The 14586-nt window shown below is 71.7% G+C and carries 14 protein-coding genes and 1 tRNA gene; 9 read left to right on the plus strand and 6 right to left on the minus strand.

Features of this window, described 5'->3' with window-relative positions:
* The first annotated feature begins 132 nt into the window (after nt 1-132).
* Complete coding sequence (locus HEP81_RS20900; protein WP_190276016.1) at nt 133-1860, plus strand: DoxX family membrane protein; 1728 nt, start codon at nt 133-135, stop codon at nt 1858-1860.
* 61 nt (nt 1861-1921) lie between these two features.
* Here the strand turns inward: HEP81_RS20900 and HEP81_RS20905 are convergent, their stop codons facing one another.
* The 3 genes from HEP81_RS20905 to HEP81_RS20915 all read right to left on the minus strand — a co-directional run bounded on the left by HEP81_RS20905 (nt 1922) and on the right by HEP81_RS20915 (nt 4454).
* A complete protein-coding gene (locus HEP81_RS20905) occupies nt 1922-2653 on the minus strand; it encodes a nucleotidyltransferase family protein (RefSeq protein ID WP_037653395.1) in 732 nt (243 codons plus the stop codon).
* Between the two features lie 33 nt (nt 2654-2686).
* Nucleotides 2687-3145 (minus strand): hypothetical protein, encoded by a 459-nt coding sequence (locus HEP81_RS20910; RefSeq protein ID WP_037653393.1) that lies wholly within the window; start codon nt 3143-3145, stop codon nt 2687-2689.
* 172 nt (nt 3146-3317) lie between these two features.
* A complete protein-coding gene (locus HEP81_RS20915) occupies nt 3318-4454 on the minus strand; it encodes an ABC transporter ATP-binding protein (RefSeq protein ID WP_037653392.1) in 1137 nt (378 codons plus the stop codon).
* A gap of 219 nt (nt 4455-4673) precedes the next feature.
* Between HEP81_RS20915 and HEP81_RS20920 the strand changes: the two genes are divergently transcribed.
* A tRNA-Thr gene (locus HEP81_RS20920) sits at nt 4674-4747 on the plus strand.
* Nucleotides 4748-5171: 424 nt separating this feature from the next.
* On the opposite strand, the gene HEP81_RS20925 is transcribed toward HEP81_RS20920, so the two are convergent.
* Nucleotides 5172-6812, minus strand: coding sequence for an FAD-dependent oxidoreductase (locus HEP81_RS20925; RefSeq protein WP_037653390.1), 1641 nt, complete (start codon nt 6810-6812; stop codon nt 5172-5174).
* 210 nt (nt 6813-7022) lie between these two features.
* On the opposite strand from HEP81_RS20925, the gene HEP81_RS20930 reads away from it, so the two are divergent.
* The 7 genes from HEP81_RS20930 to HEP81_RS20960 all read left to right on the plus strand — a co-directional run bounded on the left by HEP81_RS20930 (nt 7023) and on the right by HEP81_RS20960 (nt 12249).
* Nucleotides 7023-8111, plus strand: coding sequence for a SchA/CurD-like domain-containing protein (locus HEP81_RS20930; RefSeq protein ID WP_037653389.1), 1089 nt, complete (start codon nt 7023-7025; stop codon nt 8109-8111).
* 62 nt (nt 8112-8173) lie between these two features.
* Complete coding sequence (locus HEP81_RS20935) at nt 8174-8632, plus strand: cupin domain-containing protein (RefSeq protein ID WP_037653388.1); 459 nt, start codon at nt 8174-8176, stop codon at nt 8630-8632.
* Nucleotides 8629-9888, plus strand: coding sequence for a beta-ketoacyl-[acyl-carrier-protein] synthase family protein (locus tag HEP81_RS20940; protein ID WP_037653387.1), 1260 nt, complete (start codon nt 8629-8631; stop codon nt 9886-9888). The genes HEP81_RS20935 and HEP81_RS20940 overlap by 4 nt, the downstream gene beginning before the upstream one ends.
* A 7-nt stretch (nt 9889-9895) precedes the next feature.
* Nucleotides 9896-11140, plus strand: a complete 1245-nt coding sequence (locus HEP81_RS20945; RefSeq protein ID WP_037653386.1) for a ketosynthase chain-length factor — start codon at nt 9896-9898, stop codon at nt 11138-11140.
* A gap of 19 nt (nt 11141-11159) precedes the next feature.
* On the plus strand, nt 11160-11414 hold the full coding sequence (locus HEP81_RS20950; RefSeq protein ID WP_037653385.1) for an acyl carrier protein: 255 nt from the start codon (nt 11160-11162) through the stop codon (nt 11412-11414).
* A gap of 1 nt (nt 11415) precedes the next feature.
* The gene (locus tag HEP81_RS20955; RefSeq protein ID WP_037653384.1) at nt 11416-11895 is read left to right on the plus strand and encodes an SRPBCC family protein; all 480 of its coding nucleotides are present in this window, start codon (nt 11416-11418) and stop codon (nt 11893-11895) included.
* A gap of 30 nt (nt 11896-11925) precedes the next feature.
* Nucleotides 11926-12249 (plus strand): TcmI family type II polyketide cyclase, encoded by a 324-nt coding sequence (locus HEP81_RS20960; protein ID WP_037653382.1) that lies wholly within the window; start codon nt 11926-11928, stop codon nt 12247-12249.
* Between the two features lie 87 nt (nt 12250-12336).
* Here the strand turns inward: HEP81_RS20960 and HEP81_RS20965 are convergent, their stop codons facing one another.
* The gene (locus HEP81_RS20965; protein WP_051849999.1) at nt 12337-13401 is read right to left on the minus strand and encodes a methyltransferase; all 1065 of its coding nucleotides are present in this window, start codon (nt 13399-13401) and stop codon (nt 12337-12339) included.
* A gap of 73 nt (nt 13402-13474) precedes the next feature.
* Complete coding sequence (locus HEP81_RS20970; protein ID WP_037653381.1) at nt 13475-14575, minus strand: right-handed parallel beta-helix repeat-containing protein; 1101 nt, start codon at nt 14573-14575, stop codon at nt 13475-13477.
* Between the last annotated feature and the right edge of the window lie 11 nt (nt 14576-14586).

Raw genomic sequence — 14586 nt, forward strand, 5'->3', positions numbered from 1 at the left:
CTGAACACCCGTCCGGAACTTCACCCTTACGCGGGAATTCCGGCGTCCATATGGCGTTCGACACTGCTTTGACGGGGCCCGGACACATCCGGCCGGTCAAGGCAGTGTCCTATCCCCACGTCACTCGGTTAGATGAGTGTGGACACCAGAACACCCCGCACACCCACGGGGGACCGCTCGTCGGGATTCGACGACGCTCCCGCGCTGAGCATGGTGAAGGTGCCGAGCGACCCGGCGCAGATCATCGTCAACCACGCCAGCTTCCGCGTGCAGCTGGGCGGGAAGGCCGGGCGCACCCGGTCCGCCCGGATCGCCCGCCATCTCAGCGCCACCCAGGACACCGCCCGGATGCCCGTCGCGGGCCAGGCGGCCCGGGCCGGCGCCGGCCGTCGCCGGCCGGTCGTGTGGAGCGGCCGCTCCGCGCCCGACGACACCGGCGCCCACCGGCTCCTCCAGGCCGTGCGGGGCAGCATCGTCCGCCATGCCGAGGAACCCGACACCGGCGCCACCCGCGTCATCCCGCGCGTCGGCACCACCGGCTACGACGAGACGTACGACGAGACGTACGACGCGCTGGACCAGACCGTCGAGACCCCCGTCGTCGGCCATCAGCGCACCTCCGCCGACGACGGGGGCACCCGCCTCCTGCCGCACATGCGCAGCGGCTCGTACGACCAACCGCCGTACCCGCGACCGGACTTCGGCCGCCAGGACGGGCAGGGCGAGTACGACGAGTGCGACGAGTACGGCGACGAGCCCACCGAGTCGTTCCCGCCGTACGCCGCCGACGACGAGGACGACCTCGACGCCCCGCGCCCCGCCCGCCGCGGCGCCGACGACCTGGGCCGGCACGCCTACTACCCCGGCCGCCGGATGAACCTCGGCGTGGTGCTGCTCCCGCTGCGCATCTTCCTGGGCTTCATCTCGATCTACGCCGGCATGGGCAAGCTGTGCGACCCCGTCTACTTCGACGGCGGCAAGCGCGGTTCCATGGTCACCTGGCTCAACACCCTGCACCCGTGGGAGGTCGCCGAGCCGCTGCGCCAGTTCGCGCTGCACCACCCGGTCGGCTCGGGCCTGGTGATCGCCTTCCTCCAGGTCGTGGTGGGCGTGCTGACGGTCCTCGGCTGCTGGCAGCGGGTGGCCGCGGTGGTCGGTGTGCTGCTGTCGGCCGCGCTGATCGTCACGGTCAGCTGGAAGACGGTCCCGGCGTACGACGCCCCGGACATCATCTACCTGGCCGCCTGGTCCCCGCTGATCATCGCCGGCGCCCCCGTCTACTCGGTGGACGGCCGTCTCGCGGGCAGCGCCTGGCGGCGGCTCGGCCCCCGCTCCGACATCTGGGAGCTGCGTCGCTACGTACTGCGCCGCGGCGCCCTGATCACCGCGCTGACCGTCGGCCTCACCCTGCTGGTGGGCTCGCTGCTCGGCGGCGCGGTCCGCGACTCCAGCCGGGTGGTCGTCCCCGGCCCCGGCGAGGCGCCTCGCAACAACGTCCCCGGCTCCCCGCTCCCCGGCGAGCCCGGCACCCGGCACCAGCGCACCCCGTCCGCGCCCACCTCCCCCTCGGGCGGCGCCACGGCCGGCGCGAGCCCCTCCGGCTCGGCCACCACCCCGGGCGCGAACCACTCGGCGGGCGGTACGACCACCACCCCGAGCGCGACCCAGGGCACCACGGGCCGGCCCCCGGCCCGGCAGTCCGCCCCCACGGGCGGCGCCCCCAGCACCACGGCGGGCCCGACCGGCACCGGAGGCAACTCCACCACCTCCGGCGGCTCCGCCCCGGGCGGCGGCACCTCCACATCGAGCGGCGGCGCCTCCACGGGCCAACCGGGCGTGCTGGGCGGCTTGTTGGGCTGAGCAGGGCGACAGGAGAGGGGCCCGGTACCGCGATGGGTACCGGGCCCCTCTTTCACGCTTGCTACCGCCCCAGGGCCGCCAGCTCCTTCGCCGCCTCCGTCAGGTCCTTCGCCGTGTCGATGGCCCGCCAGTACGCGCCCTGCGGCAGCGGGAAGCCCGCGAGCTTCCGTTCGCGGGCGAGCCCGGGGAACGTCGTGCGCTCATGGTCGCCGCGCTCGGGCAGCAGGGTGGTGAACTCCGGCGAGAAGACGTACACACCGGCGTTGATCTCGAACGTGGACGGCGGCGCCTCGATGAAGTCGGTGATGTGTCCGAACCCGTCGGTCCGCACCGCGCCCCAGGGGATCCGCGGCCGGGCCAGTGCCAGCGTCGCCACGGCGTCCCGTTCGGTGTGGAAGTCGGCCATGTCCCGCAGTGAGAAGCGGGTCCAGATGTCGCCGTTGGTGGCGTACCAGGGCCGGTCCGGGTGGGGGAGGTGCGCGGCGGCGAACTTGAGGCCGCCGCCGCGGCCGAGGGGCTCGGTCTCCACGACGGTGCGCACGGAGACCGGCAGTTGAGCCGAGTCCAGCCAGTCCTGGAGGACCTCGGCGAGGTGGCCGCAGGAGACCACCACGTCCGTCACACCCTCCTCGGCGAGCCAGGCGAGCTGGTGGCCGATGATCGGAGTGCCCGTGCCGGGGATCTCGACCATCGGCTTGGGCCGGTCGTCGGTGTACGGACGCAGCCGGGAGCCCTGGCCGCCGGCCAGGATCACGGCTTGAGTGGGGCGCGACGCGGCGTTCGGATGGGTCATGACCCGCACTGTACGTGGCGCCCCGGGCCGGGTTCAGCCGCGTGCGGCCAGCACTCCGGTCGCGAAGGAGGTGTCGCACACCGGGCGCGCGTACGACTGGGCGCGCGAGGCGCCGTAGATGCGTACCGCGGCCCGGCCGAGGGAGCGGGCGATGGAGGTGCAGTGCCGGGCGAGCGAGGGGTGGCCGTTGACGGCTTCCTGGAGGTGGGTGAGGACCACGCCCGGGTTCTTCTCGTGCAGTTCGCTCATCAGGCGGTCGCGCAGCACGTCCTCGGGGGCGTGGACGACCGTCTTGGGCGCGGACTGCACCGAGGTGATGTCGGAGGCGGTGAGCACCGAGCCGGCGGGGCTTCCGGTCCAGTTGACCCGGGTGACCGCGAGGGTTCCCGAGAGCACCAGGACGACGGGCAGGACGAGGGCGAGGGAGCGGCCGACCCGGCGGGCAGGGCCCCGGTGGCTGCGTCGCGTCTGAGTGGTGATGGAGTGCTTCACGCGTGTGAGGGTAGCGGCCGGTAATGGCGCGAGGACATTCCGTCACTCTTACGGGGGATGAGAAAGTGCGGTTTTCGGGGTAGGGGGTTGACGCTCGCCCCGGAACGATCATGCGAAGAGGGCCCCGCGGTGTACCGCGGGGCCCTCTGCCAAGACGGTGTCCGGACGGCGCTCAGTCGGACAGGCGCTCGCCGGTTGACGTGGAGAACACATGGGTCTCGCCGGGGCGCGGCACGACGTGCAGGGTGGCGCCCTTCTCCGGCACCTGGCGGCCGTTCACGCGCACGACCAGGTCCTTCAGGTCGCCGTCGATGTCGGCGCTGCCGTAGACATAGCCGTCGGCGCCCAGCTCCTCGACGACGTTCACCGAGACGGCGAGGCCGGCCGGGGCGTCCGCGGCGTCCTTGGTGAGGGAGGCCGCGGCGGCGCCGCCGTGCTCCACGACGTCGAAGTGCTCGGGGCGCACGCCCACGGTCACCGTGCGATCACCCTTGTCGGTGGCGGCCTTGAGGGCCTCGCGGTTGACGGGCACCACGCTGTTGCCGAACTTCACGCCGCCGTCGGTGATCGGGACCTCGACCAGGTTCATGGCCGGGGAGCCGATGAAGCCGGCGACGAAGAGGTTGGCGGGCTTGTCGTACATGTTGCGCGGGGTGTCGATCTGCTGGAGCAGGCCGTCCTTGAGGACCGCCACGCGGTCGCCCATCGTCATGGCCTCGACCTGGTCGTGGGTGACGTAGACGGTGGTGATGCCGAGCCGGCGCTGGAGCGAGGCGATCTGGGTGCGGGTGGAGACGCGGAGCTTGGCGTCCAGGTTGGACAGCGGCTCGTCCATGAGGAAGACCTGGGGCTCGCGCACGATCGCGCGGCCCATCGCGACACGCTGGCGCTGACCGCCGGACAGGGCCTTCGGCTTGCGGTCGAGGTACTCGGTGAGGTCGAGGATCTTCGCGGCCTCCTCGACCTTCTGCCGGATCTCCGCCTTGTTGACACCGGCGATCTTGAGCGCGAAGCCCATGTTGTCGGCGACCGACATGTGCGGGTAGAGCGCGTAGTTCTGGAACACCATGGCGATGTCCCGGTCCTTGGGCGGCAGGTGGGTGACGTCGCGGTCGCCGATCCGGATGGCGCCGCCGTTGACGTCCTCCAGACCCGCGAGCATCCGCAGCGAGGTGGACTTGCCGCAGCCCGACGGGCCGACCAGGACGAGGAACTCGCCGTCCTCGATCGCGATGTCGAGCGCGTCGACGGCGGGCTTGGTGGAACCCGGGTAGATCCGGGTCGCCTTGTCGAACGTGACAGTGGCCATGGTGAATGGGCCCCCTTCTACCGGCAGGAACGTGCCGGACGATCCGTTGTAGGAAGGTGGTTGGTGTAGTCCACGCGAGTGAACCGTTTCGAGACGGTACCCGGCGTTCACGCGATCTGTCAGTACATGGGCGACGGTGAACTTCGCGGAAATTCTCGCCGGGCTCACAAGGTGACGTGGGTACACTGCACAGGCACGTCCGCGCAGCACGCGCGACAGGCCTCCTTAGCTCAGCTGGTCAGAGCGCCGCTCTTGTAAAGCGAAGGTCGTCGGTTCGAATCCGACAGGGGGCTCCGCCGAGGCCCGGGCCGGATCATTTCCGACCCGGGCCTTCACGCTTTCCAAGATCGGTCTCGGACGGACCGCCGGATCCTTCGTGCGTCAGCACATGCCCTGGTCAGCGCGCTGTGGCGAGGAACGACGGCTCATGGCGGACCTGGGGCGAACGCCGACGGGGCTTCTCGAATCCGGCGGGGCGCCACCGAGGCCCAGGCCGGATCACTTCCGGCCTGGGCCTCTGCTCATGCCGTGAGCATTCCGCGGCGTCGGGGCGGCGGGGGTCGAGGAGCCCGTCCGGTAGGGACGGGGGGATTCCCGGACGGGCTCCGGCTCTTGTCGGGGTACGGCGGAAGGGGGCGGATCCCGGCAGCGGCGACGTAGGTGAAGGCGCCGACCGAGGTGTCCGACGGTGGGCTGTCCAACCCGCTGGCCTGCGGGTCAGCCCCTGCGCAGTACGGCCTTCAACGCGTCCCGGAGGGCGGCCTGGGGGTCGGGGGAGGCGCCCTGGGCGCGCCAGGCGACGAAGCCGTCGGGGCGGACCAGGACCGCGCCGTCGGCACCGACGCCGTGCAGTGCGGCCCAGTCGTCGCCCTCGGTGTCGTACACCAGGTCGGCGTCGCCGCCGGGGCCGATCCGGTAGGCGTCGAGCCGTACCCCGTCCAGAGCGGCGACGCGCCGGGCGGCGTCGTACCAGCCCGCGTCGTCCGGGGCGTCGGTGAGCAGCACCATGGAGCGCTCGTAGAGGTCGAGGGTGGACAGCCGGCGGGCGGCCTGGCGCAGCCACAGGTGCGGGGCGCGGGTGCCGGGGCGGCCGGTGAGGGAGAGCGTGTCGGGGACGACCGGCGCCTCGGGGTCGGTGCCGACGGCGGCGCCCTCGGGGTAGTGGTAGCCGAGGACGACGTTGAGGATGCCGCCGCGTTTGGCGCCGCCGACGCCGGGGGCCGGGGCGAAGCCGGGGTGGCTGTGCTCGACGGAGCGGGCGGAGGCGCGGGCGCTGGTGGCGACGGCGACCGGGCGGCGCTCGGCGCCGTAGCTGTCGAGGAGCGCGGGCCCGGCCCAGCCGTCGAGGACGGCGGCCAGCTTCCAGGCGAGGTTGTGGGCGTCCTGGATACCGGTGTTGGAGCCGAACGCGCCGGTGGGGGACATCTCGTGGGCGGAGTCGCCGGCGAGGAAGACCCGGCCCTGCGCGTAGGAGTCGGCGACCCGTTCGGCGGCGCGCCAGGACGCCATTCCGGTGATCCGCACATCGAGGTCGGGCACGCCGACCGCGCGGGCGATGTGCCGCTGGAGGCGTTCCTCGGTGAACTCATCCAGGGATTCGCCCAGTTCGGGGTGCCAGGGGGCGTGGAAGACCCAGCGCTCCTTGTTGTCGACGGGGAGCAGGGCGCCGTCGGCGTCGGGGTGGGTGAGGTAGCAGCAGATGAAGCGGCGGTCGCCGACCACGTCGGCCAGGCGGGTGGAGCGGAAGGTGACGCTGACGTTGGCGAACAGCTCGCCGGGGCCGCTCTGGCCGATGCCGAGGGCACGGCGGACGGGGCTGCGGGGGCCGTCGGCGGCGACGAGGTAGTCGGCCCGGACGGTGTAGCGCTCGTCGGTGGAGCGGTCGCGGACGATCGCGGTCACCCCGTCGGCGTCCTGTTCGAAGGACTCCATCTCATGGTGGTAGCGCAGATCGCCGCCGAGTTCGCGGGCGCCGTCCAGGAGGACGGGTTCGAGGTCGTTCTGGCTGCACAGGTTCCAGGCGGTGGGGCTGAACTTCCGCAGGCCACCGCCGGGGTCGATCTCCTTGAACAGCCACTCGCCGGCCTCGCCGACCAGGGTCGGGGTCTGCAGGATGCCGTGGTTGTCGGCGAGCAGGGAGGCCGCCGCCTTGATGTCCGGCTCGATGCCGGCCACCCGGAAGAGTTCCATCGTGCGGACGTTGTTGCCGCGTCCGCGCGGATGGTGGGAGGTCCCGGAGTGCCGCTCCACCAGCATGTGGCGCACGCCGAGGCGGCCGAGGAACAGGGACGTGGACAGGCCCACCAGTGAGCCGCCCACGATGAGGACGGGAACCCGGTGGTCGGCTGTGTGATGCATCGAGCCTCCAGATGCAGGGGTGCGTACAAGACGCCTGTGAGTCTCATGCCCGGTATCACCGTTGTTGGGGCCATTTGCGCGCGGGATCACCCACGTGGTTCCTACGAGTCGCGGGCTTACGGCCAGCGGCACAGGATCAAGAAGCGCTGACGTCGCGTCACGGCGGTGACCGGCGCACCCGAGATCCCCCGCCAAGGAGATGTCCGCACCATGACCACCACCTCTGAACGTCTGTCAGAAGCACCGGCGCGCGACGCGTCGAAGCGTGTCTCCCAGTCCGTGTTCGACGGCTCGCGGCTCCGGGTCGTTCTGCTGGTCGACGTCTTCGACGGCGCGCAGCAGCAGTTCCTGGAGGCGTACGAGCAGCTCTGCAACCAGGTTGCGTCGGTTCCCGGCCATGTCAGCGACCAACTCTGCCAGTCCATCGAGAATCCATCCCAATGGCTCATCACCAGCGAGTGGGAGAGCGCCCCGCCGTTCCTCACCTGGGTGAACAGCGAGGAGCACGTGCGGATGGTGGAGCCGCTGCACTCCTGCGTGCGCAACACCCGCTCGCTGCGCTTCCACATCGTCCGCGAGACGGGCCGCGCCTACGAGACCGACGCGCCCGCCCGGGGCCGGCTCCAGACGGAGGTGCGCATCGGTGACGGAGTGATCCGGCACGCGCTGACCTTCACCGTGAAGCCGGGCACCGAGGACAAGGTGGCCAAGCTGCTCGGGGACTACGCGGCGCCCGAGCCGCGGGTGGACGACTCCACGCGGCTTCTGCGCACCTCGCTGTTCATGCACGGCAACCGGGTGGTGCGTGCCATCGAGGTGCGCGGCGATCTGCTGGCCGCCCTGCGCCATGTCTCGCGCTCGCCCGAGGTGCGGGCCGTGGAGGAGGCCATCAACCCTTATCTGGAGCAGGACCGGGACCTGAACGACCAGGAGTCGGCCCGGCTGTTCTTCACCCGGGCGGCGCTGCCCGCCGTGCACCACGTGATGGCGGACGACCGGCCCGAGGGCACCCGGCGGGCCCTGTACTACCCGGCCAAGGCGGGCCGCGGGATGAAGCTCGCGGAGCTGCTCGCCAAGGCGGACTCGGCGGCCGCCGACGACCCGTCGAGCCAGGTGCTGCGCAGCACGGTCTTCGAGCGCGAGGACGTCGTGGTGCGGCTGGTGGACCTCGCCGCCCAGGACGCGGACGTGGACCCGCTGCCCCGGGACCCCGCGCAGGCCGCCGAGCTGCGTGAGCTGCTGGCCGGCGAGACCGCCCGTATGGAGCTGGTCACCGACCGCCGCTCGCCGGAGGTCTGAGCGGTCCGTCCGCTCCCGGGAGCCACACCCAGAAGCCCGATCACATCCACCGGAGGAACGTCGTGATCAAACCCCGTCCGAGAATCGTGGATCTCAGCGAGACCGAGCCCAACACCCGGCGCGGCGGTGATCTGCGCGCCATGCTCACCCCGGCCACGGTCGGTTCCACCAGCGGCTTCATGGGTGTGGCCATCGTGCAGCCCGGCGACCGCATCGGTGAGCACTACCACCCCTACTCCGAGGAGTTCGTCTACGTCGTCTGCGGTGAGCTGGAGGTCGACCTGGACGGCGAGCCGCACGTACTGCGCCCGGAGCAGGGCCTGATGATCCCCATCGACATGCGCCACCGGTTCCGCAACGTCGGCAAGGTGGAGGCCCGGATGGTCTTCCACCTCGGCCCGCTGGCGCCCCGTCCGCAGCTCGGGCACGTCGACACCGAGGAGACGTCGGTGATCGGCGCGGCCGCGGTGCTGACCGAGCCGGCCGGGGCGGGCGCCGACGGCGGAGGGGTCAGGTCATGACCCGGCGCGTGGCGGTCACCGGCATAGGCATCGTCGCCCCGGGCGGCATCGGCGCCCCCGCGTTCTGGGATCTGCTCGCGCACGGCCGGACCGCGACGCGGGGCATCACCTTCTTCGACCCCTCCCAGCTGCGCTCGCGGATCGCCGCCGAGTGCGACTTCGACCCGGCGGCGCACGGCCTGGACGCCGAGCAGGTGGAACGGGCGGACCGCTACATCCAGTTCGCGCTGGTCGCGGGCGACGAGGCGGTCCGCGACTCCGGGCTCGACCTGGCGCGGGAGGACCCCTGGCGGATCGCGGTGTCGGTGGGCACCGCGGTCGGCGGCACCACCCGTCTGGAGAACGACTACGTGCTGGTCAGCCATGGCGGCGAGCGCTGGGACGTGGACCACGAGCGGGCGCGGCCCCAGCTGCACCGGGCGTTCTCCCCGAGCACCGCTGCCTCCGCCGTGGCGGAACGATTCGGCGCCCAGGGTCCGGTGCAGACCGTCTCCACCGGCTGCACCTCGGGCCTGGACGCCGTCGGATACGCCTTCCACACCGTCCAGGAGGGCCGGGCCGACATCTGCATAGCCGGTGCGTCGGACTCGCCCATATCCCCCATCACCATGGCGTGCTTCGACGCGATCAAGGCCACGTCGCCGAACAACGACGACCCCGCGCACGCCTCCAAGCCCTTCGACAACAACCGTGACGGCTTCGTCATGGGCGAGGGCGGCGCGGTGCTCGTCCTGGAGGAGCTGGAGCACGCACGGGCCCGCGGCGCGCACGTCTACTGCGAGTTCGGCGGCTACGCGACCTTCGGCAACGCCTACCACATGACCGGTCTGACCAAGGAGGGCCTGGAGATGGCGCGGGCCATCTCGACCGCCCTCGACCAGGCCCGGCTCGACCCCACGGCGATCGACTACGTCAACGCGCACGGCTCCGGCACCCGGCAGAACGACCGCCATGAGACGGCGGCCGTCAAGCGGGCGCTCGGGCAGCACGCCTACGACACCCCGATGAGCTCCATCAAATCCATGGTGGGCCACTCCCTCGGGGCGATCGGCGCCATCGAACTGGTCGCCTGCGTGCTGGCCCTGGCCGAGCAGGCCGTACCGCCGACCGCGAACTACGAGACCCCCGACCCCGAGTGCGACCTCGACTACGTGCCGCGTACCGCCCGCGAGCGGAAGCTGACCAGCGTGCTCTCCGTGGGCAGCGGGTTCGGCGGCTTCCAGTCCGCGGTGATCCTGACCCGGCCGAGGGAGTGAGGACGAGATGAGCGAACCCCAGGACCGGCGCGCGGCCGTCACCGGCATCGGCGTGGTCGCGCCCAACGGCATCAGCACCGACACCTTCTGGAAGGCCACCCACGAGGGACTCAGCGTCCTGGACCGGGTGACCCGCGAGGGGTGTGAGCGCCTGCCGCTGAAGGTGGCCGGCGAGGTCCGCGCCTTCGACGCGGCGGACACCATCGAGGAGCGGTTCCTCGTCCAGACCGACCGCTTCACCCACTACGCCATGGCCGCGGCCGACTTCGCGCTCACCGACGCCCGGCTCGGCCAGGCCGACACCGACCAGTCGCCGTACTCCATCGGCGTGGTCACCGCCGCGGGCTCCGGCGGCGGCGAGTTCGGCCAGCGCGAGCTCCAGCGGCTGTGGGGCAAGGGCAGCCGGTTCGTGGGGCCGTACCAGTCCATCGCCTGGTTCTACGCCGCGAGCACCGGCCAGGTCTCCATCCGCCGCGGCTTCAAGGGCCCCTGCTCGGTCGTCGCCTCCGACGAGGCCGGCGGTCTGGACGCCCTCGCGCACGCGGCCCGCGCGGTGCGGCGCGGCACCGACGCGATCGTGGCCGGCTCCACCGAGGCGCCGCTCGCGCCGTACTCGGTGGTCTGCCAGCTCGGCTACGAGGAGCTGAGCCGCGAGAGCGAACCGGGTCGCGCCTACCGGCCGTTCACGAAGGACGCGTGCGGGTTCGTGCCCGCCGAGGGCGGCGCGATGCTCGTGGTGGAGGCCGCCGACGCCGCCCGGGCGCGCGGCGCCGACATCCGGGCCTACGTCGCCGGGCACGCGGCGACCTTCACCGGCGCCTCCCGCTGGGCGGAGTCCCGCGCGGGTCTCGCCCAGGCCATCCGGCAGGCGCTGGCCGAGGCCGCGTGCGCGCCCGAGGAGGTCGACGTCGTCTTCGCCGACGCCCTCGGGGTGCCGGCGGCCGACCGGGCCGAGGCGCTGGCCATCGCCGACGCCCTCGGTGCCCACGGCACCCGGGTGCCGGTCACCGCGCCCAAGACCGGCACGGGCCGCGGCTACTGCGCGGCCCCCGTGCTGGACAGCGCGGCGGCCGTGCTCGCGATGGAGCACGGACTGATCCCGCCGACCCCCAACGTCCACGACATCTGCCACGACCTCGACCTCGTCACCGGCCGCGCCCGGGTCGCCGAACCGCGCACCGCGCTGGTCCTCAGCCGGGGCCTCATGGGGTCGAACTCGGCGCTGGTGCTGCGGCACCCCAGCGCGCGGTGAACAGCAAAGGAGGAGAGCAATGTCCAAGATCACCGTCGAAGAACTCGCAGCCCTCATGAAGAAGGCGGCCGGGGTCACCGTCAGCCCCCAGCAGCTCAACGACAAGCCGGACACCGGCTTCGACGACCTCGGCGTCGACTCGCTCGGCCTGCTCGGCATCGTCGGCGAGCTGGAGAACGAGCACGGCACCCCGATGCCGGTGGACGCCGAGCGCTGCAAGACCCCTCAGCAGTTCCTCAACCTCGTCAACAACACGCTGATGGCAGGAGCCTGACATGGCAGGACACACCCAGAACGAGATCACCGTCGCGGCCCCGCTCGACCTGGTCTGGGACATGACCAACGACCTGGAGCGCTGGCCCCAGCTCTTCAGCGAGTACGCGGCCGTCGAGGTGCTCAAGCGTGAGGGCGAGAAGACCACCTTCCGGCTCACCATGCACCCGGACGAGAACGGCACCGTCTGGAGCTGGGTCTCCGAGCGCGAGCCCGACCGCGCCACCCGCACCGTCAAGGCGCGCCGGGTGGAGACCGGTCCGTTCGCCCACATGGACATCCACTGGGCCTACGAGGAGGTCCCGGCCGGCACCCGCATGGTGTGGACGCAGGACTTCGCGATGAAGCCGGAGGCCCCGGTCGACGACGACTGGATGACCGACAACATCAACAAGAACTCCAAGGTCCAGATGGCCCTGATCCGCGACAAGATCGAGAAGGCCGCCGCCGGACACCGGCCCGCGCCGGCGCTCGCCGACTGAGCGCCACCGCACCGGAAGGGAGGCACCACCGTGCACCAGGCCCTGATCGTCGCCCGGATGGCCCCGGGCTCGGCCCCCGACATCGCGAAGATCTTCGAGGAGTCCGACCGGGGGGAGCTGCCCCACCTCGTGGGCGTCACCCGGCGCAGCCTCTTCCAGTTCGGCGATGTGTACATGCACCTCATCGAGTCCGAGCGCGAACCGGGCCCGGCCATCGCCAAGGTCACCGAACACCCCGAGTTCCGGGACGTCAGCGAACGGCTGACGGCATACGTCAGCGCGTACGACCCGGAGACCTGGCGCTCCCCCAAGGACGCGATGGCGCGTCGCTTCTACCTCTGGGAGCGCTCCTGATACGCCCGTTCGCGGCACAGGAAAGCCGGTCGCCGGGCCCGTGGTGCAGCGGGCCCGGCGACCGGCGTTCCGGTACGGCCTCGCCGGTCAGGCGCCCACCCGGCACTCGAACGCGTGCAGGTACGGGTTCACCGGCCGGACGGTGTCCACGGTGAGCCCCGCCGCGGTGAGCCGGCTCACCATGCTGTCGGTGGTGTGCTTGGCGCCGCCGACGTTGAGGAGCAGCAGCAGGTCCATCGCGGTGCTGAAGCGCATCGACGGGGTGTCGTCGACCAGGTTCTCGATGACGATCACCCGGGTGCCGGGCCCGCCCGCCTGGACGACGTTGTGCAGCAGCCGGGCCGTGCTCTCGTCGTCCCACTCCAGGATGTTCTTGATGATGTAGACGTCGGCCTTGACCGGGATCGCCTCGCGGACGTCGCCCGGCACGATCTGCGCGCGGCCGGCCAGGTCGCCGCCCTCGCGCAGCCTCGGCAGCGCGTTCTCCACCACCCGGGGCAGGTCCAGCAGACTGCCGTGCATCTGCGGGTACTTGTCCAGCAGGCAGGCCACCACATGGCCCTGGCCGCCGCCGAGGTCGGCGACGGACGCGGACCCCGACAGGTCGAGCAGGGCCGCGACCTCCCGCGCCGACTGCTCGCTGGAGCGGGTCATCGCCTGGTTGAAGACGTCCGCCGACTCGGGCGCGTCCTCGTTCAGATAGGTGAAGAACTCCTTGCCGAACAGGCCCTCCACCACGTTGCGGCCGCTGCGCACCGCCTCGTCCAGCTTGGGCCAGGCGGCCCAGGTCCAGGGCTCGGTGCACCACAGCGCGATGGCGCGCAGGCTGTTCGGGTCGTCCTCGCGCAGCAGCCGGGACATGTCGGTGTGCGCGAAGGTGCCGTCGGGCCGCTCGGTGAAGACGCCGTAGCAGGCCAGGGCCCGCAGCATGCGGCACAGCGGCTTGGGTTCGGTGGCCACCTTGGCCGCGAGGGCCTCGGCGCTCTGCGGGGTGTCCCCGAGGGCGTCCGGCACACCGAGGCGGGCGGCGGCCCGTACGGCGGCGGACAGGGCCGCCCCGAAGACGAGTTCGCGCAGCCGCATCGGCGGGGGCGGGGCGGTCGGGGCCTGGGCGGTGGCCCGGTTCGGCGGTGCCGTCTCAGCGGTGGTCATCTGCCGCCTTCCTTCGTTCTCGGCGTGCGTCGGTCCAGCGGGTGGTGGTCGGGCGGATCGGTGGCCGGGCGGGTCAGCACAGGCCGGCGGGCTTGGAGGCCCGGCAGGCGTTGTGGTCGAAGGTGTTGCCGATGCCCTTGGTCTCGGTGTCGACCAGGTCCGCGGGTCCGTTGCCGGCCAGCGCGTTGCCACTGACGCGGTTCTTGTCGTTGGTGACGCCCACGAAGCTCTTGAACAGCACGATGCCGCCGGACAGCGGGGAGTCGCCCGAGTTGTCGGTGACCCGGTTGCCGTCCACCACGGTCTTCTCCACGCCGGTCAGCACGATGCCGGAGCCCTGGATGGCGGGCAGCCGGTCGGTCTTGGGGCAGGACTTGTTGTTCTCGGTGACGTCGTTGAAGGCGACCTCCAGGTCGCCGGCCTTGGGCTTGTTCTCGTCGCCGACGACGAACACACCGGCGCAGTTGCCCGCGATGTAGTTCTCGGCCACCGAGAGGTTGCGCAGCCGCCGCACGGTGACACCGATGCGGTTGCCCTCCAGCCGGTTGTGGTCGATCACCGTCCGCCGGGTGTCGAGGGCGCCGGCCTCCTCGGTGATGGTGTTGGCGAGGAAGACGCCCGCGTCGCCGTTGCCCTGCGCGTAGTTGTCCATGATGTGCCCGTGCACGGAACGCTCCTGGGCGATGCCCCACACGGCGTTCTTCACGGCCTGGACACCCCGTACGGTCATGGTGTCGGTCGCCATGCCGAACACCCCGGCGCGGCTGAAGCCGGTCACCTTCAGATCGGCGACGGTGACGCCCTCGACGTTCGTCGTCTTGGTGCCGATCACACAGATGCCGTTGCCGCCCTCGGCGCAGCTCTTGGTGGCCTTGGTGTTCTTGCCGGGGGCCGCACCCGTCGACTTGGCGGCGGGCTCGATCACCGTGTTCGCGCCGGTCCCGCGCAGGGTGACGCGGGGCGTGCCGATGGTGACGCTCTCCTTGTAGACGCCGGGGAGCACGAGCACGGTGTCGCCGGGCCGCGCGCTGTTCACGGCCTTCTGGATCGATTCACCCTGGTGGACCACGAGGGTCTGATGGAGGGCGGCCGCGGGGGAGGCGCCCAGACCGATTCCCGAACCGACGAGTGCCGCGACGGCACTCGCGGCATAAGCCATGTGACATCTCTTCATACCGGGTACGT

Source organism: Streptomyces griseofuscus (assembly GCF_014673495.1).
In the GTDB taxonomy this organism is placed as follows: Bacteria; Actinomycetota; Actinomycetes; order Streptomycetales; family Streptomycetaceae; genus Streptomyces; species Streptomyces murinus.